This window comes from Brevibacillus panacihumi, from assembly GCF_003710985.1.
Classification (GTDB): domain Bacteria; phylum Bacillota; class Bacilli; order Brevibacillales; family Brevibacillaceae; genus Brevibacillus; species Brevibacillus panacihumi.
This window is the reverse complement of the sequence record NZ_RHHT01000005.1, coordinates 1-16,729: the sequence shown is the minus strand read 5'-3', so window position 1 is coordinate 16,729 and position 16,729 is coordinate 1. Positions and strand designations below refer to the sequence as shown.

21 protein-coding genes are annotated in these 16,729 nt (G+C 51.1%); all 21 read right to left on the bottom strand.

The window, feature by feature from the left end; genetic code table 11:
- Positions 1 to 12: 12 nt before the first annotated feature.
- The 21 genes from resA to EDM58_RS04165 all read right to left on the bottom strand — a co-directional run bounded on the left by resA (position 13) and on the right by EDM58_RS04165 (position 16,562).
- Positions 13 to 537: a thiol-disulfide oxidoreductase ResA gene (gene resA / locus EDM58_RS04265; protein WP_122912251.1), complete on the bottom strand. Its 525-nt coding sequence runs from the start codon at positions 535 to 537 to the stop codon at positions 13 to 15.
- A gap of 115 nt (positions 538 to 652) precedes the next feature.
- Positions 653 to 1,390, bottom strand: coding sequence for a pseudouridine synthase (locus EDM58_RS04260; protein ID WP_122912250.1), 738 nt, complete (start codon positions 1,388 to 1,390; stop codon positions 653 to 655).
- Between the two features lie 103 nt (positions 1,391 to 1,493).
- Positions 1,494 to 2,027, bottom strand: coding sequence for a spore maturation protein (locus tag EDM58_RS04255; protein ID WP_122912249.1), 534 nt, complete (start codon positions 2,025 to 2,027; stop codon positions 1,494 to 1,496).
- A gap of 12 nt (positions 2,028 to 2,039) precedes the next feature.
- Positions 2,040 to 2,630, bottom strand: a complete 591-nt coding sequence (locus EDM58_RS04250) for a nucleoside recognition domain-containing protein (RefSeq protein WP_122912248.1) — start codon at positions 2,628 to 2,630, stop codon at positions 2,040 to 2,042.
- The gene (locus EDM58_RS04245) at positions 2,623 to 3,798 is read right to left on the bottom strand and encodes a D-alanyl-D-alanine carboxypeptidase family protein (RefSeq protein WP_122912247.1); all 1,176 of its coding nucleotides are present in this window, start codon (positions 3,796 to 3,798) and stop codon (positions 2,623 to 2,625) included. Before EDM58_RS04245 ends, EDM58_RS04250 begins: the two co-directional genes overlap by 8 nt.
- Before the next feature lie 96 nt (positions 3,799 to 3,894).
- Positions 3,895 to 4,479 carry an SMC-Scp complex subunit ScpB gene (gene scpB, locus EDM58_RS04240; protein WP_122912246.1) on the bottom strand — a complete coding sequence of 195 codons (585 nt, stop codon included), beginning with the start codon at positions 4,477 to 4,479 and terminating at the stop codon, positions 3,895 to 3,897.
- Positions 4,469 to 5,239, bottom strand: a complete 771-nt coding sequence (locus EDM58_RS04235; RefSeq protein ID WP_122912245.1) for a segregation/condensation protein A — start codon at positions 5,237 to 5,239, stop codon at positions 4,469 to 4,471. Before EDM58_RS04235 ends, scpB begins: the two co-directional genes overlap by 11 nt.
- A gap of 18 nt (positions 5,240 to 5,257) precedes the next feature.
- The gene (locus EDM58_RS04230) at positions 5,258 to 5,926 is read right to left on the bottom strand and encodes a site-2 protease family protein (RefSeq protein ID WP_122912244.1); all 669 of its coding nucleotides are present in this window, start codon (positions 5,924 to 5,926) and stop codon (positions 5,258 to 5,260) included.
- Positions 5,927 to 6,039: 113 nt separating this feature from the next.
- Entirely contained in the window at positions 6,040 to 6,468 is a 429-nt protein-coding gene (locus EDM58_RS04225) for a peptidylprolyl isomerase (protein ID WP_023554488.1), read from the bottom strand.
- Between the two features lie 140 nt (positions 6,469 to 6,608).
- Entirely contained in the window at positions 6,609 to 7,931 is a 1,323-nt protein-coding gene (gene lysA, locus EDM58_RS04220) for a diaminopimelate decarboxylase (protein WP_122912243.1), read from the bottom strand.
- A 244-nt stretch (positions 7,932 to 8,175) separates the two neighbouring features.
- Complete coding sequence (locus EDM58_RS04215) at positions 8,176 to 9,645, bottom strand: spore germination protein (RefSeq protein WP_122912242.1); 1,470 nt, start codon at positions 9,643 to 9,645, stop codon at positions 8,176 to 8,178.
- On the bottom strand, positions 9,575 to 10,213 hold the full coding sequence (spoVAEA, locus tag EDM58_RS04210; RefSeq protein WP_122912241.1) for a stage V sporulation protein SpoVABEA: 639 nt from the start codon (positions 10,211 to 10,213) through the stop codon (positions 9,575 to 9,577). Before spoVAEA ends, EDM58_RS04215 begins: the two co-directional genes overlap by 71 nt.
- 31 nt (positions 10,214 to 10,244) lie before the next feature.
- Complete coding sequence (gene spoVAE, locus EDM58_RS04205; RefSeq protein WP_023554492.1) at positions 10,245 to 10,595, bottom strand: stage V sporulation protein AE; 351 nt, start codon at positions 10,593 to 10,595, stop codon at positions 10,245 to 10,247.
- Complete coding sequence (gene spoVAD, locus EDM58_RS04200) at positions 10,595 to 11,620, bottom strand: stage V sporulation protein AD (protein WP_122912240.1); 1,026 nt, start codon at positions 11,618 to 11,620, stop codon at positions 10,595 to 10,597. Before spoVAD ends, spoVAE begins: the two co-directional genes overlap by 1 nt.
- Positions 11,621 to 11,632: 12 nt before the next feature.
- Positions 11,633 to 12,118: a stage V sporulation protein AC gene (gene spoVAC, locus EDM58_RS04195; protein ID WP_122912239.1), complete on the bottom strand. Its 486-nt coding sequence runs from the start codon at positions 12,116 to 12,118 to the stop codon at positions 11,633 to 11,635.
- A gap of 97 nt (positions 12,119 to 12,215) precedes the next feature.
- The gene (locus EDM58_RS04190; RefSeq protein ID WP_122912238.1) at positions 12,216 to 12,635 is read right to left on the bottom strand and encodes a stage V sporulation protein AB; all 420 of its coding nucleotides are present in this window, start codon (positions 12,633 to 12,635) and stop codon (positions 12,216 to 12,218) included.
- Entirely contained in the window at positions 12,632 to 13,246 is a 615-nt protein-coding gene (locus tag EDM58_RS04185) for a stage V sporulation protein AA (protein WP_122912237.1), read from the bottom strand. The genes EDM58_RS04190 and EDM58_RS04185 overlap by 4 nt, the downstream gene beginning before the upstream one ends.
- A gap of 417 nt (positions 13,247 to 13,663) precedes the next feature.
- Entirely contained in the window at positions 13,664 to 14,419 is a 756-nt protein-coding gene (sigF, locus tag EDM58_RS04180) for an RNA polymerase sporulation sigma factor SigF (RefSeq protein WP_023554498.1), read from the bottom strand.
- 11 nt (positions 14,420 to 14,430) lie between these two features.
- Entirely contained in the window at positions 14,431 to 14,880 is a 450-nt protein-coding gene (gene spoIIAB / locus EDM58_RS04175; protein ID WP_023554499.1) for an anti-sigma F factor, read from the bottom strand.
- Complete coding sequence (gene spoIIAA / locus EDM58_RS04170) at positions 14,880 to 15,230, bottom strand: anti-sigma F factor antagonist (RefSeq protein ID WP_023554500.1); 351 nt, start codon at positions 15,228 to 15,230, stop codon at positions 14,880 to 14,882. The genes spoIIAB and spoIIAA overlap by 1 nt, the downstream gene beginning before the upstream one ends.
- Positions 15,231 to 15,386: 156 nt before the next feature.
- Positions 15,387 to 16,562 (bottom strand): D-alanyl-D-alanine carboxypeptidase family protein, encoded by a 1,176-nt coding sequence (locus EDM58_RS04165; protein ID WP_122912236.1) that lies wholly within the window; start codon positions 16,560 to 16,562, stop codon positions 15,387 to 15,389.
- Positions 16,563 to 16,729 lie beyond the last annotated feature (167 nt).

The window sequence follows — 16,729 nt, the reverse complement described above, 5'->3', positions numbered from 1 at the left end:
ATCGATCCTCTCTTACGGCAAAATTTTCGCCACTTTGGACTCAATCATGGCTTCATTCATTTGACCTATAAAAATTTCTTCCACCTTTCCGTCAGGTGAAACGAAAAAGGTAGTCGGAATTGGTCCGATCCGGTAGAGCTTGGTAATTTGCGAATTGCGATCCAGCAGAATCGGGAAATCGACTCCCAATTGCTTGATAAACGGTTCAACCGTAACGGGTGCCTCGCCAATATTTACGCCTACGACAACCAATCCCTTGTCCTTGAGAGCCTCGTACTTCTGCTGCAAGGCCGGCATTTCCGCTTTGCACGGTTCACACCAGGTGCCCCAAAAGTTCAATACGACGCCTTTTCCCTTCAAATCACTGAGTGACATATCCGGGCCATTCAATTGCTCCAAGCTAAAATTGGGAGCGGTACTCCCTACCTTTACAGCATTCGGGTCCTTGACGAAGCTGGAATAAAGAGCAAAAACAAGCGCTACCAGCAGCAGTCCCAAAATGGCAACGCGTACATAAATGCGATTCTTTTTGTTCATTGCCCGATCTCCCATCTACTACTTTTCATATCGAAACCGCTTACTACCTCTCTATTATAGCGTTGCTTCATTTTATTCAGCGCATAACTTATGAACAGATTTTGAACGAATGCCTTTACCGCGCCCTTCGCTTGCGGTTTTGCACCAGCCCCTGCTTCAGTCTCGAAACCTCCTCGCTTGTCAAAGGACGATACTGACCCGTGGCAAGTCCCTCCAGCGTCAAAAATCCAAGCCGCACGCGCTCCAGCTCAAGGACCGGATGGCCAATCGCCTCGCACATCCGTCTCACCTGCCTGTTGCGCCCTTCGTGAATGGTAATCTCCAACCAGGCCCTTCCTTGATCGCGCTTCAGAAGTCTCGCTTCGCCCGGAGAAGTCATCCCGTCCTCCAGCATGATTCCACGTGCGAGCTTTTCCAGCTTGTCCGCTGTAGGTACACCCTTTACCCATGCGCGGTACACCTTGTCGATCTCATAGCTGGGATGAGCGAGCTTGTTCGCCAACTCCCCATCATTGGTCAAAAGCAAAAGTCCGGAGGTATTGTAATCCAGTCTGCCTACCGGGTATACCCGTTCCTTCAGGCCCTTGAGCAAATCAGTCACAACCCGTCTGCCGCGGGGATCGGAGACGCTCGTAATGACCCCGGTGGGCTTGTTCAGCATCAGATAGACATGCTGCTCCGTACGAATCGGACGCCCTTCCACGAGAATTTTGTCCTTAGCTGGATCCACTTTTGTCCCCAGTTCACGAACGACTTGGCCGTTCACCTGCACTTTGCCTTGCATGATCATTTCTTCACAATGGCGACGAGAGGCGATTCCGGCATGTGCCAATACTTTTTGCAAACGTTCCATTCTTGGATCACCTCTCCAACATCATACCCATTCTTACCAGTGTGGACAACAAAAAGGGAAAAACTTCCCCTGTCTTCGGAAGTTTTTCCCACAACGTTTTCTTTCAACCAAATACAAGGTAAACCACGAGAAGCGAAAAGATGACACCCGCCAAATCGGACCACAGGCCCACCTTCAGCGCATACGAGGAATTTCGTATCCCTACCGCTCCGAAGTATACCGTCAGGACATACAGTGTCGTATCCGTGCTTCCTTGCATGGTGGCAGCCAAACGCCCCAAAAAAGAGTCCGGACCATACTGCGCGATCAAATCGGTCGCGATGGCGAGCGAGCCAGTTCCCGTCAAGGGGCGCAGGAGAGCGAGCGGCAGGAGCTCTTCAGGAAAATGGAGGAAGTCGAGCACTGGCTTGATCAAACCGAGCAGCAAGCCCAAAGCCCCTGATTCACGGAACATCGTCACCGCTACCATCATCGCGATCAGATGGGGCAATATCCGGATCGTCGTGCCAAAACCGCCTTTCGCCCCCTCGACAAACGTCTCGTAGACCGGAACCCGCTTTTTCCAACCGTACAAAAGGACAAACGCGATCATGACGGGAATCGCCCAGAGCGAGATCAGGGACACCCATTGGTACATGCGGCTCCCCCCTTACCTGTAGCGTCTGTTCGTGCGATAACGGTACCAACGGTCAATCACAATGGCGACAAACGTCGCAGCAAACGAGGACAGCAGCGTGGTCCCGACAATTTCCACTGGATTGACCGATCCGTATTGCATCCGAATCGCAATCATCGTCGTAGGGATGAGCGTGATGCTCGCCGTGTTGATCGCCAGCAGTGTGCACATCGCCGGTGATGCCTGCTGCTTGTCAGGATTTAATTTTTGCAGTTCCTCCATCGCTTTCAGGCCCATCGGTGTAGCTGCATTCCCCAGCCCGAGCAGATTCGCGCTCATATTGGACATGATATAGCCCATTGCCGGATGTCCTTTCGGGATGTCAGGAAAGAGCAGCGAGATGACCGGAGACAACGCACGGGCGACAAGCTCCATTAAGCCCGCTTTTTCCGCGATCCGCATGATGCCCATCCAGAATGCCAATACGCTGAGAAGTCCGAAACAAACCGTGACCCCTGCCTTCGCACCGGCGAATGCAGCCTGATTCATCGCCTCCATGCGTCCAGTGACCGCCGCAACGATAATGCTGCTCACGATCAGCGCGAGCCAGATGAGATTAAGCACGGAACAACCCTCCCGCCATCAGATTCCAGAACTGCTGCCAAAAATCAGCTTTTGTGACCGGGTTGGTATTTGCCCATGTCGGAGTGTCGACCTGCACCTTCAATGGAACCTGCCCGATCATCTGATCCTGGAAATGAAATTGCAGGAACCCGATTATCTGCCCGTTCATTCTTTCGGTCACGACCGATTCGCTCATTACCATCCGTTTTTTCACATCTGCTACTTCCTCAGGCTTGAGGGGGTAGCGGAATGCATTCGTGGCAACGAGCTGGACCCCTTCTTTCACAGTAATCGCAGGCTCTGGCTGAATGGTTTCCCCGTACTGGACGAATTCCTTCATGGCGAAATGACGGAAGCCCCAATCCAGCAACTGGGCAGAATCATTCCAGTCATCAGGCGCGTTCAATGTAATCGCCGCCAGCTGTCTGCCGTCTCTGGTCGCCGATGAAGCCAGACAACGCTTCGCGAGTTTGGTATATCCCGTCTTTACGCCATCCGCTCCGTTGTACAAATGAAGCAGCTTGTTCTTGTTGAGAAGACGTCTGTCGTACTCCTCCCCTTCCCAGGAGATGTCCTTTACCTTAGTGGAGACGATCTGCCGAAATGTAGGATTTCGCAGAGCGTATGCCGACAGCAAGGCCATATCCTCGGCAGTGGAGTAATGCATGTTGCTGTCATCCAGACCGTGTGGATTCGTAAAATTGGTATGCGTCATCCCGATCAGAGCAGCCTTTTCATTCATCAGGTAGACAAACCCCGGAACCGATCCCCCGACATGTGTCGCAACGGCCACAGCAGCGTCATTCCCCGAGCGCAGCATCAGGCCGTAAAGCAGCTCCTCCAGCGTCAGCTTCTCGTTCTTTTTCAGATAGATCGAGGAGCCCTCCACTCCTACCGCCTCCGGTGGAACCGTGACCTCTTCCTTTAGCTGCCCCGTTTCAATCGCCACAATGGCCGTCATGGTTTTGGTCAGACTGGCAATCCGCATTTTCTTGTCGCCATTTTTGGAATAGAGCATGCGTCCGCTTGCCACGTCGATCAAAGCAGCGCTCTCGGCGGATATGTTAGGAGGTCCGGCATTTGCCTTGACTTCCGCAACAGGCAGCAAAAGGAGCTGTATAAAAAGAAAAACGACGAGTACGCCGCATACACGTTTCCGCACCCTCATCCACATCCTCCCCATTCCAACAAAGTACAGATCGCACAGGTTTGTACCATGTATATGGGGACGAGTCAGGGGTTAGTACGAAAAAGTCAACAGCATCTAGTCGTTTCTCGTTTCATCTGCTTTTCCGAACAAAGCGGAAGCCTCCATTCGGGCCTCTTCAATGTCCAGATTGACCGGTGGCGGAGGCAAATCAGACAGCTCACGCAATCCAAAATGCTCCAGAAAATCTTTTGTCGTCGCATACAGGATCGGTCGGCCGATTCCTTCCGCCCTCCCTGCTTCACGGATCAGTTGCTTCGAGATGAGCGTATTCAGGGCCTTCTCGCATTTCACGCCGCGAATTTCCTCGATTTCCGTACGAGTGAGCGGCTGTTTGTAGGCGATGATGGCCAATGTCTCCAGCGCCGCTTGCGACAACGTGGATTGGCTGGGAGAACTGGCGAGCCGTTCAAAGTATTCGGCATGCTCCGGCAAAGTAGTCAATTGATACGCTTTTGCCACCTCAACGATTTGGATGCCTCTGCCTGCACGGCGAAAATCTGCTTTCATGTCCTCAATCAGGTCGATGATTTCATCTTCCGGCACTTGGGTGATTTCACTAATCTCCTTGGCAGCGATGCCTTCATCGCCCGAGATGAACAACAAGCCCTCAATAACACCCTTCAGCTTGTCATAGTCCATCGGTGGGGACCCCTTTCGTATTGTTCTCGCATATCATGATATCTGTAAAAAGCTGATTCTGAATGCACTGAATCTCCTTGGCTTTCATCAGTTCCAGGAGAGCGAGGAAGGTCGTAACAATCTGCGAGCGCGTCACTTCTTTGGAGAAAAGCTGTGAAAAGCGCACCATTCCGCCGCCGACCCGGACAAACTGACGGATCTCCTGCATCCGGTCCTTGATCGAAACCTCGTCCCGAGATACTTTTGTGAGTGGCTGCTCTTTATCTTTAGCTTTTTTTACCATCTTCTCCAACGCACTAATGAGATCGTACAGCGTAACATCCTTCACGGTATTCTCTTCTTCTCGAATATACGGGGTCAGATTCTCTGCTGGGCGGGTAAAGACCTGACTGCGGCCGCTCTCCATCTCCCGAAGCTGTTCGGCAAGGAGCTTGTAGCGCTTGTACTCCAGAAGCCGCTGCACCAGTTCCTCTCTCGGGTCCACCTCTTCCACATCCATATCCAGATACGGCTGAAAGACCTGCTCTTCTTTTTTCGGGAGAAGCATTCTGCTTTTGATAGATAGAAGCGTCGCAGCCATGACGACAAACTCACTCGCCACGTCCAGCTGCATCTGGTGCATGGTATCGATCGTCGCCAGATACTGCTCGGTGATTTCCGCGACAGGGATGTCATAGATGTCCACTTCCGCCTTGTCGATCAGATGAAGCAACAGGTCGAGCGGCCCCTCGAAGGAGTCCAGTTTGATGCTGTATGCCAAGATAACCCCTCGTTTCTGTTAAAGGAAAGGACGTAAAATCGAGAACGCAATCTCCTGCACCCCATTGATGACATAGGCCATCGGGATGCCAAATATGATCGAGCGTACACCTGGAATAAAGATCAGCAAAAGCAAGATCCAGGGTCCGTAGATTTCGTAGCTGTAATAGAACCGATCCCACCCTCTGGGGGAAAGGAAGCGCAAGATTTTGTAGCCATCGAGCGGAGGGACAGGCAGCAGGTTAAAGACAAACAGCGCGGCGTTGATAATGACACTGTATTCCAATGTCAATTTGATCGCGTTATTCCACTTGTCACTTGTATCCGCGAGCATCCCCGCTTGGAGGACATAGAGGTAAATGACAGCAAACAAAATGCCCAGCACCAGGTTGACCAACGGCCCCGCAACGGAAACATAGACCATCCCAAGGCGCTTGTTGCCGCGGAAATTCAACGGATTGACTGGCACAGGCTTGGCCCAGCCAAACGGACCGAACAATATCAATATCAACCCAAACGGATCAATATGGGGGATCGGATTGACAGTAAGCCTCCCTTCATCCTTGGCTGTGTTGTCACCAAGCTTCCATGCGACAAAAGCATGGGCGTATTCATGAAGGGAGAAGGCAATTACGAACGCGATCAAGCGAAACGGCACTGTCTCCCACTCAAAGTGAAAAAGATCCATTGGCTCCTCCTCGAAAATCGTCTACCTTTTAAGATAACAGCATGGAGATAGGCTTACAAGCCTTAAAAAGACACTGGCGACGCGGTGTCACCAGTGTCTTTGACAAGTCACAATTACGATACGACTACTGTGCTCATTTTGTCGCCTTGTTTGATTGCATCCACATGCTCCATGCCGGAGGTCACGCGGCCAAACACTGTATGTACTCCGTCGAGATGCGGGAAGGAATCATAGCAGATAAAGAATTGGCTGCCGCCTGTGTCTTTTCCAGCGTGCGCCATCGAAAGCGCGCCACGGAGATGCTTGTGCGGGTTGCCTTTTGTCTCGCATTTGATGGTGTAGCCAGGGCCGCCAGTTCCGGTACCATGCGGGCAACCGCCTTGCGCTACGAAGCCAGGGATCACACGGTGAAAGGACAATCCGTTGTAGAAACCCTCATTCGCCAGTTTTTCAAAGTTGCCAACGGTGCCAGGAGCTTCCTGATCAAACAGCTCCAGCTCGATTTGATTGCCATTCTCCATGGTGATAAGCGCTTTTTTCATATGTAAGCCTCCAGACCTGATAAAGTTAACCATTCTATTCTATCATGCAAGTGACGCATTCGTCCAATTGTCGGGAATTTGAAAATGCCTCATTCGTCTTTTCAGACTCCAGAGGCATCCAATGTCATCGTATGTCGTTCTTAACGTTGCAGCTGCGCGCGCTTGGGCAAAAGGTCGTGGCTGACGACGTCTTGATATGTTTCCCGCTTGACGACCAGTTCCGCCTCCCCTTCCTTTACAAACACGACAGCAGGACGGGCAATGCGATTGTAGTTATTGGACATGGAATAACCGTACGCACCTGTACTGGTAACAGCCAGAATGTCGCCTGCGTCGGCTTCCGGAAGCATCACGTCCCAGATCAGCATGTCACCGGATTCGCAGCATTTGCCTGCGATGGACACCTGCTCAGTGGCAGGAGCGTTCATTTTGTTGGCAATCGCCGCTTCATATACTGCCTGGTAGAGGGCAGGACGCAGATTGTCTGTCATCCCTCCATCAACCGCAACGTATTTGCGCACATTCGGAATATGCTTGTGGGAGCCGATGCGATATAAGGTCGTTCCCGCATCTCCGACGATACTGCGTCCGGGCTCGATCCACAGCTCTGGCAATGGAAGCTGGCGTTGGGCCATCTCTTCGCGGACCGTATCCGTAATCGCCTTGATATAAGTTTCTGCTGAAAGAGGCGTATCGCTCTCCACATAGCGGATGCCGAAGCCCCCGCCGACATTGAGGACCTCGGATATAAATCCATGCTGGTCTCTCGCCTCTTCCAACAGTTCGATCAACCGCTTGATAGCAACAATAAAGCCCTCTGCTTCAAAGATCTGCGATCCGATATGGCTGTGGACGCCGAGCAGGTGGAGCTGCTTGCTCTCATGCGCGTATTTGATCGCTTCCAACGCCTGGCCGTTCTGTACATCGAAACCGAATTTGGAATCAACTTGTCCGGTAGAAATGTATTCATGCGTGTGCGCTTCTACCCCTGGAGTCACGCGCAGCAAGACTGCCACTTTTTCTTCCCGCTCCTGTGCAATCTCATCCAGCGTAACCAATTCATAAAAATTGTCTACTACGAAGCAGCCAATTTTGGCGTCCAGCGCCATATGGATTTCTTCAATGGATTTGTTGTTCCCATGAAAATGGATTCGTTCTGCCGGAAAGCCTGCTTGCAAGGCTGTATACAGTTCTCCGCCCGAGACCACGTCCAACGACATGCCTTCTTCTTCCACCAGCTTGCACATAGCCATCGTACAAAACGCCTTGCTCGCATAAGCTACCTGAAAGGCGAATCCCGATTGGCGAAATGCATCAATATACGCTCTGCACTTGCTGCGAATCAGCGCTTCATCATAGACATACAGCGGCGTGCCGTAGGTAGCTGCCAATTGGGTGACATCACATCCCCCAATCTCCAAATTGCCTTTCTCGTTCACTCTACTTGTCCCATGTAAGTACATTTACCCGTTTCCCCCAGTCCAACTTGGTCACCCGGACCCATTCCAGATTGCCACACGCATGCCTTTTTCTATTGTAAACGGCCAACCGCCAGAAAACTTGAATTGCACCTATTTCGTAGCGATTTCGTTTGAAAAACCGATTTTATCATCGGCTTATGTCCGTACCATGCCTTCAGGCTTATCATAAAATGTACTACATGGCTGTGCATTTGACAATGGGTGGCTGGAGCTTGTTGTCAGAATATTATTGACGGGAGGAGTTTTGGGAGCGAACGATACTCGGGCGCTTCTTTTTCATGGGAACAGCCATGCGTAAGGCAACATCCTTGAACGCTTTGTAATCAAAGGGGATCAGAGGCCACAGATAGGGCGTGTCGAGCGAACGCGTCACTGCCAACCCGATCAATACCAGCAATACCCCAAGCACCAATCCCGTCGTGGAGAAGAAGCCGACCATCAGGATGAGGAAAATTCGTACGAGTCGATTCGCCAAGCTTAGCTCATAGCTTGGCGTCGCGAACATCCCGACAGCAGCTACAGCCAAGTAAAGGATCACTTCAGGAGTAAAAAGTCCTACCTTGATCGCAACGTCCCCAACCAGAATAGCGGCTAGCAAGCCCATCGCGACGGACAGCGGGGATGGAGTGTGAATCGCTGCCATTCTCATCAGATCCAGGCCGAGCTCTGCAAGCAGAAATTGGGCTAACAACGGAATGCTCCCCTTGTCTTTTATCCCGAGAAAATGCAATTGCTCTGGAATCATGGCTGGATGCATCACCAAAAGCAACCAGATCGGCAAGAGGATAAGAGAGGCAAAAATGCCCAAGAAACGTACCCATCGCAGATAGGCGCCAACGACTGGAGTCTGGCGGTACTCCTCGGCGTGCTGGACATGGTGGAAATACGTGGCAGGGGTAATCATCACGCTTGGTGATGTGTCTACATAAATCAGTACGTGGCCCTCGAGGAGATGAACCGCTGCCACATCGGGTCGTTCTGTATACCTCACCATCGGAAACGGGTTCAACGTCTTGCCGATGATAAATTCCTCTACCGTTTTTTCCGCCATCGGAATCCCGTCAATTTGGATATTTTGCAGACGATTCCTCAATGTCTCTACCAAGTCCTGGTTGGCTATGTCCTTGATATAACAGATGCAAACATCCGTCTTGCTCCGTTCCCCGATTTGCATAATCTCAAAGCGGAGCCGCTCATCCCGAATTCGTCTTCTGGTCAGCACGGCGTTGGTCACCAGCGTTTCGGTAAACCCATCATGCGCTCCCCGCACGATCCGCTCCGTGTCCGGTTCCTCGGGATTCCGAGTTGGGAGTACCTTGGCATCCATCAGGATCGCTTCAGAAGAATTGTCAATGATTAACCCTACCTGACCAACCAACAGTTTATCCAAAAACTCATTGGTCGTTGTGACTTTGGCAAGTTGAAAAAAGGGAATGTACTTATAGTAGAGATAATCGAATATTTCATCCCTCATTTTGCGATCGCGCAAATCATTCAGGTCACGCATAATTTGCGTTATGTTCTGGCTGTCAGCAAAGCCATTTATGTAATAAATCAAGATGCGTGTTCCACCGACGTAAAAATCGTGAACCCCGACGTCGAAGCTGCTGCCGACCCCAAGCTTGTCATTGAGATAGGCCTTGTTTTCCTCCAGATTCTCCGAGATGGGACGCCGCTTCTCCGTGATCTCTGTCATTTGCTTTGCTCCTTTCCAGTATCCATTGCACCGCTTTCTTGGTAATAGGACTGCCTTTGCGCAGACTGTCGCGGCCTTCCATTTTGCCAATATCTCCAATCCCGATCAGATTGGGGATGTGAAAGGAATTCAAAACATCGACGGTGTCGCCATAGATTCGATTCTCCAAATCGACATCCGCATACCCTTCCTTGTCTACTGCCTCTTCCACCAATCTCCCGTGGTTGTCGATCGAGTATTTGACGGTTGCTCCCCTGACCCATCGGGTATTGGAAGCAACCGCGATCGCGCCAATCACCTCGATGTCCGGATGCTTGAGCAGATACTCAATCGCTTGCTCACCCTTGCCCCTGCCGAAATCCCCGTTGTCGTCGAACATCACCAGGACGGGATCATGAGGCGTCATTTTAATCAGCTCGACCATCTGGCTGCCATCCAGCGGTGTCGGATTGCCTGCAGACAGCGAAATGCACCGTCCGCCCATGTCTTTCGCGACAGCTTCGATTACTTTCTGGGCAATATGGTCGCCGTCCGTGACAAGGATAACTCTTCTTCGTGGTTCTGTCATATGCTGGATCACCGTCCTCGCAAGGTCGCGTTTATCCCTTCGGCTTGAACACGAGCGAGGCAAGAAAGCCAAACGCGATCGCTGCCGAGATCCCAGCGCTCGTCACTTCAAAAATCCCGGTAACGACCCCGATCAGGCCATGTGTCTGCGCCTCGCTGATCGCACCGTGATAGAGGGAATGCCCAAAGCTGGTAATCGGCACGGTAGCGCCTGCCCCCGCAAAATCGATCAGCTTGTCATAGATACCGAAAAAGTCGAGGACAACCCCTGATACAACCAGGGTACTCATCACGTGGGCGGGTGTCAGCTTGCCAACATCCAGCAACAATTGTCCAATAACACAAATCAGCCCGCCGACGGCAAAGGCAATTACGTATTCCATCAGATTCCTCCTTCGAATGCAACCGCATGCGCGATGCAGGGTATGGAATTTCCTTGCTGGTAACTGATCGGGCTGAGCAACGCTCCTGTCGCACAGACCAAGACGCGTTTCAACAGTCCCCGATTTAATTGATCCATGATGTAGCTGTAGGTTACGACTGCACTGCTGGCACAGCCGCTTCCCCCTGCGAACACCTCTTGCTCGGGATAATAAATCATCAGGCCGCAGTCATTGTACATATCTTCCATCGCATATCCCTGAGCCCGCATCAACTCTTTCACAATGGGATAGCCCACTGCTGCCAGATCCCCTGTCACAATCAAATCGTAATCTTCTGGAGTACGTCCTGTATCCTGAAAATGGGAATGGATCGTCGAGACGGCTGCCGGGGCCATCGCCGAGCCCATGTCAAATGGGTCTTTGATGCCCATATCCGTCACTTTGCCCATCGTAGCGTAAGTGATGCGCGGTCCTTCTCCACCTATTCCGACCAACCCTGCACCCGCTCCCGTCACCGTCCATTGAGCACTTGGCGGCTTCTGGCCTCCATACTCTGTCGGATAGCGGTATTGTCTCTCCGCTGTGGCATTGTGGCTGCTGCACGCCGCAATTGCTTTTTGCGCATAGCCTGCGTTGACAAGTGCTGCTGCTGTAGCCAACGTAAGCATAGAGGTGGAACACGCTCCGTACATCCCCATCAAGGGTATCGCCAGCTTCTCCGCAGTAAAGTTGGTCGTGATGTTTTGATTCAGCAGATCCCCGGCCAAAATGACATCCACATCCTTTTCCGCTATGGATGCCTTTTGCAACAAAATGGTGACTGCATTTTCCATCAGCTTTCGCTCGGCATCCTCCCAGGTTTGCTGGCCGACATACACATCATCATGGATCTGGTCGAAGTAGGAGGCCAATGGTCCCTCCCCTTCTTTGGGCCCAACTGACACAGCAGAAGCCTGCACGCGAACATCTTCTGCAAAGTGCCAGGTTTGACGGCTGATCCGCGCTGTTTGCTTCTTGCTATCCATCGAAAGCCCTCCTCAGAAAATCATCTTCAGCACGCTCTTGATAATGCCTGCAAGAAAGGCGGCAACGACACCGAAGACAATAACCGAGCCTGCCAGTTTAAACATATTGCCGCCCACCCCAAGCACAAATCCTTCACTGCGATGCTCGATGGCAGCGGAAGCGATGGAATTGGCAAAGCCGGTTACCGGGACTGCCGAACCCGCTCCTGCGTACTGACCGATGTTGTCGTATATTCCCAGGCCAGTCAGCAATACAGAAATGAAGATCAGCGTTGCCACCGTGGGGTTGCTTGCCGTTTTCTCTGTAAAGCCAAAAAAGTGAATGTACATGTTTTGCAGGGCTTGCCCCAAAAGACAGATTGTACCGCCGACCCAGAACGCGCGGAAGCAATTCAACATTACATTTCGTTTCGGCTGGTACTTGGACGCCTGCTGCTGGTACATCTGTTTGGTCATCTGCATAGAGCCGATTGGTTTTGCTTTTGTTTTGGTCGCCATGCCAGTTCACTCCTTTCCATTCCTGCCTTGGTTCAAACAAACCATATCTATATTCTTCCTGTTAACCCTCATCCTATGAATAGCGGTATTTACCAGATCAGAGATGAAGCGCCCATTGCAAGAGAGAGCCAGTGATTTTGCCCAAAACCATTGCCATCAGCAAATAGAGCAGGCTTGAATCCATGTGCAGGCGTTTGGCGATGATCGGGAAAACATTCAAGGCTTCGGTGAGCCCGGCAGCCAAGGTGCCTACGAAAATACCGGCAAACAAGCCGTACAGCGAGGTAAAGTACACCGGAAGAGCAGCTTGGATGGGAAAAAAGTCGATCAGGGTGAAAAAAAGGGCACCACTCACCAATGCCCACTCCAGCTTGCGAATATGCTGATGGGCATTGGTCAGTTGCGTCAGCCTCGGAATGATGTCCAGAACGGTAATAAAAGCGACAAAACCGCTGCCTACAGCGATTCCCCAGCCCAATCCAACGATAACCACGAACAACATCTCAAGGATCGTCATGTTTTCGTCCGCTGGTTTTCCTTGTTTTCATGCTCGATGTAATACTGATCGAGGTTTTGTTGGTACATGAACAGCTCTACTTCCAACGGGCTGGGTTCCTCGTTGATTTTTTTCTGAAAGATATGATTGAAAAACAAAATCATCCCCAAGCCGATCCCGATCGAATAGGGAATCTGCAGCCAGAGCGGATGGTCGTTTTTCTCTCCGGTAATCAAATAGAAAATGCGCCGGTGCACTTCCGGCATGCTGACATCCGTATGGAAGTTCATGATCGCCAAACCTGCCCCGATAAAAAGAAGCACCCAAACCAGAATGACCAAAACGGGATTGGCTTTTTTGCGCGGGTTTAAAACCTCTACGATGATCTGTGAAGCCCCCTGTACTTCCAGTTCTACCTCGGGGTACGCAGAACGAAGCCGTTCAATCACCTGCATGATGTCGATAATCATCAGATTTCCGTCCTCTGGCTTTACCCTGTAGATCGGAATTCGCGAAATTGCTTCCTCCCGTTTGCCGTCCCAGAATAGCTGGCAGATATCTCCCAAGGTAATGACAGACTGCGGCTTCACTGCCAACCGTTTGCGCAAGCGCAAAAATAACGGGTCATGCATCTGATCCCCTCCTGTACAAACATCTCTGGCATCTTTTGTAGTATGTGCGAGGTGTGAAAACCAATACCAAGTAAGGTGGTCGATGAGCTTTAGTGGTGGGGAGGAAAACGGGGAAACGCTCCAGGCGGGTTGGGATCTTTGCTGGGGGTCATTCCTGGCCGCCTCCCACTCCAGAGGCGGAACCGCGGCCAAAAGCAGCCGACTTCGAAGAGGTCATTCAAGGTTGGCCCTGAGTGCGTGTTCCGCCTTTTCCGTTCCGGCTTGGTGAAGATCCCAAAACGCCTTCGCTTTTTCTCCATTTTCCTCAACCAGCTCTAACTGCTCTTCCTGCTGCTATCTTTGTGGGTTTCTCTAGGTATGAAATACAAGAAAAGACACCAGACCAGCATGATCGCTGTCGGTGTCTCTACCTGTTTATCAGTGTTCAATTTGGTCTTTGATCGTTTGCAGGATGCGCTTCTCCAGCCTCGAGACCTGCACTTGGGAAATGCCCAGGCGCTCGGCGACCTCTGACTGGGTCTGATCCTTGTAATACCGCAAGTAGACGATTAACTGCTCCCGTTCGCTCAGTCTGCTGATCGCATCCTTCAATGCGATCTTCTCAAACCATTTGTTGACGCCCTCATCTGCGATTTGATCGATGAGCGTGATCGGATCTCCGTCATTTTCGAATACGGTTTCGTGGATGGAGGAAGGTGTCCGGCTCGCTTCTTGGGCAAAAACGACGTCCTCAGGTGTAATTCCTACCGCTTCGGCTACCTCTGAAATCGTCGGAGCACGTCCGAATTGCTTGTACAACTCATCCTTGGCGCGGCGAACCTTGTTAGCGGTCTCCTTGAGCGAGCGGCTGACCTTGACGGTGCCGTCATCCCGCAGGAAGCGCTGGATTTCCCCGATGATCATCGGCACAGCATACGTAGAGAAACGCACATCGTAGGAAAGATCGAATTTGTCGACGGCTTTCAGCAGGCCGATGCAGCCTATCTGAAACAAATCATCGGCTTCGTACCCACGGTTGATAAAACGCTGGACGACAGACCAGACCAGCCTGATATTGCTGTTCACCAAAAGCTCGCGGGCGTCGCTGTCTCCCTCCTGGCTTTTGGCGATCAAGTCTTTCACTTGGTCATTGGTCAGAAATGGTTGACTCGCATTTTTTATATCGGCACCCATTGGCACTACCCCTAATTTTGCAAGGCTTTGGCAAACGACAGGCGTTTGGTCAGGCGCACGGTCGTTCCTTTGCCGACAGCAGTCGCCACTTCCAAAGAGTCCATGAAATTCTCCATAATGGTAAAGCCCATCCCGGAACGTTCCAGCTCCGGCTTCGTCGTGTACAGCGGCTGCATCGCCTGCTCTACATCCTCAATTCCTTTGCCTTGGTCTTCTACGACGACGTCGACAACTCCATCGTTGATCTGCACGGAAATATGTACCACACCCTCTGGATTTTCGTCATATCCGTGGATGATTGCGTTTGTTACTGCTTCGGAAACGACTGTTTTGATTTCTTCCAGTTCATCCATCGTGATATCCAATTGTGAAATGAATGAAGCTACTGCTACGCGGGCAAAAGCCTCATTTTGGCTTACCGCAGCAAACGAAACCGTCATAAAATTGCGTTGTGCCTTCATTACGCCACCCCCAGGATCAGCAGTGCTTCTGCCTCGTTTTCACGAAACTTGATCACCTTGAACAATCCCGACATCTCAAAAATCCGATAGATCGTGGGATTGACTCGGCAGACGTACATTTCACCCGATCGGGCTGAAATCTGCTTGTATCTGCCGAGGATCACGCCAATTCCTGAACTGTCCATAAACGCCAAATCGGCAAGGCTGAGCACGATATGGCGAATGGAAGAGGTACGTAGGGCTTCATCCATCTTGCTGCGCAATTCTTCCGCAGTATGATGGTCCAATTCTCCTTGCAAACGGACGACCAAAACATCTTGTCGGGTCTCCATCGCGATCCGCAAACTCATAGCTGACACTCTCCTTCATCCCGTAGTCTTTCTCTCATTCTTCTCGTCTTTAACCAATTCCTGCCAGGCGACAAAAGAACAAAAAAATCGAGCAGCCACAGACCTTCTTTCGAGGCAACTCGATTCTTTTCGCGCTTCTGTCGTCATGTCGTCCGCTTAATAACGAAGCAACACCTTCTTCGTTGTCCGCTTGAGAATCTCCCACATGCCTGCCTCATTTACTGCATGCTCCGGATACAGGTCGATGCGGCTTACTTCATTGCCATCCTTGGAACGAATAAATATGTGGCCTACCACCTGATTCTTTTGAACAGGCGCATTCACCGTTTTGTTCACGACCACTTCCTTTTGGTAGTCTTCCGCTGCCTCCCCTTTTTTCATCAACACGCTGACGGCATGCGGTGTTACGATGTTCAACTGGGGTTGTTGTCCTTTGTCCACCGTAATTTGATCGACTGTCTCTCCTTTTTTGTACATCGGCATGACTTTGTAATGCGTAAACGCGTAATTGAACATGGTCGTTACATCGTTATTTCTTGTCTTTACGTCCGGCTCTCCCATGACTACGGAGATGACGCGCATATTATTTCGCTTGGCTGTCGCCGTTAAGCAGTATTTGGCTTCTCCGGTATAGCCTGTTTTCAAGCCGTCCACCCCTTGGTAAAAGCGGACGAGACGATTGGTATTGACCAGCCAGAACGGATTTTCAGAGTCTTTTCGTAAATAGTCCTGATACGTTCCTGTAAATTTGGTAATCTCTTCATGCTTTAACAACTCTTTGGACATAATGGCAATATCGTAGGCAGAGGCGTAATGATTCTCTGCAGGAAGACCATTGGAATTGACAAAATGAGTGTTTTTCATCCCCAATTCCTTGGCCCGTTCGTTCATGCGTTTGACGAAGGCTTCCTCCGTACCCTCGAGATGCTCCGCCATCGCGACAGAAGCATCGTTGCCGGATGCAATGGCAATTCCTTTGACCATATCTTCGACGGTCATTTCCTCGCCAGGCTGCAAGAAGATTTGAGATCCTCCCATAGAAGCTGCCCGTTCGCTTGTCCGTACCTTGTCGGTCATCTTCAGCTCTCCGCGCTCGATCGCCTCCATGATGAGCAATAAGGTCATCACCTTGGTGATACTGGCAGGCGGCAGCTTCTCGTGCGCATTCTTTTCAAACAGAATGGTCCCTGTATCGGCTTCAATCAAAACAGCAGAACGTGCACTCGGCGCAAAATTCATGGGTACAGGCTTCTCACTGGCTGCAAAAGCCCGAGGAGAAAAGATAGTGATCAACATCATGATGCATAGAGCGAGATACCCTTTCCGTTTCATAACAGTCTCTTCCCTCCATTCATGGTTTTATTCTCACCAACCCGACAGGAAAATATTCACAACTCCTATCGTTAGGTTGTTCCCATGCTGGAGTGGTGGGGAGGAAAAAGAGGAAAACACTTCAGGCGGGTTGGGATCTTCGCTGTGGGTCAGGGTGTAGAGTAGAG

Coding starts and splice junctions, on each gene's coding strand:
- resA (WP_122912251.1), bottom strand. CDS start 537: ATGAACAAAAAGAATCGCATTTATGTACGCGTTGCCATTTTGGGACTG.
- EDM58_RS04260 (WP_122912250.1), bottom strand. CDS start 1,390: ATGGAACGTTTGCAAAAAGTATTGGCACATGCCGGAATCGCCTCTCGT.
- EDM58_RS04255 (WP_122912249.1), bottom strand. CDS start 2,027: ATGTACCAATGGGTGTCCCTGATCTCGCTCTGGGCGATTCCCGTCATG.
- EDM58_RS04245 (WP_122912247.1), bottom strand. CDS start 3,798: ATGAGGGTGCGGAAACGTGTATGCGGCGTACTCGTCGTTTTTCTTTTT.
- scpB (WP_122912246.1), bottom strand. CDS start 4,479: ATGGACTATGACAAGCTGAAGGGTGTTATTGAGGGCTTGTTGTTCATC.
- EDM58_RS04230 (WP_122912244.1), bottom strand. CDS start 5,926: ATGGATCTTTTTCACTTTGAGTGGGAGACAGTGCCGTTTCGCTTGATC.
- EDM58_RS04225 (WP_023554488.1), bottom strand. CDS start 6,468: ATGAAAAAAGCGCTTATCACCATGGAGAATGGCAATCAAATCGAGCTG.
- lysA (WP_122912243.1), bottom strand. CDS start 7,931: ATGTACTTACATGGGACAAGTAGAGTGAACGAGAAAGGCAATTTGGAG.
- EDM58_RS04215 (WP_122912242.1), bottom strand. CDS start 9,645: ATGACAGAGATCACGGAGAAGCGGCGTCCCATCTCGGAGAATCTGGAG.
- spoVAEA (WP_122912241.1), bottom strand. CDS start 10,213: ATGACAGAACCACGAAGAAGAGTTATCCTTGTCACGGACGGCGACCAT.
- spoVAE (WP_023554492.1), bottom strand. CDS start 10,595: ATGGAATACGTAATTGCCTTTGCCGTCGGCGGGCTGATTTGTGTTATT.
- spoVAD (WP_122912240.1), bottom strand. CDS start 11,620: ATGGATAGCAAGAAGCAAACAGCGCGGATCAGCCGTCAAACCTGGCAC.
- spoVAC (WP_122912239.1), bottom strand. CDS start 12,118: ATGGCGACCAAAACAAAAGCAAAACCAATCGGCTCTATGCAGATGACC.
- EDM58_RS04190 (WP_122912238.1), bottom strand. CDS start 12,635: ATGACGATCCTTGAGATGTTGTTCGTGGTTATCGTTGGATTGGGCTGG.
- EDM58_RS04185 (WP_122912237.1), bottom strand. CDS start 13,246: ATGCATGACCCGTTATTTTTGCGCTTGCGCAAACGGTTGGCAGTGAAG.
- sigF (WP_023554498.1), bottom strand. CDS start 14,419: ATGGGTGCCGATATAAAAAATGCGAGTCAACCATTTCTGACCAATGAC.
- spoIIAB (WP_023554499.1), bottom strand. CDS start 14,880: ATGAAGGCACAACGCAATTTTATGACGGTTTCGTTTGCTGCGGTAAGC.
- spoIIAA (WP_023554500.1), bottom strand. CDS start 15,230: ATGAGTTTGCGGATCGCGATGGAGACCCGACAAGATGTTTTGGTCGTC.
- EDM58_RS04165 (WP_122912236.1), bottom strand. CDS start 16,562: ATGAAACGGAAAGGGTATCTCGCTCTATGCATCATGATGTTGATCACT.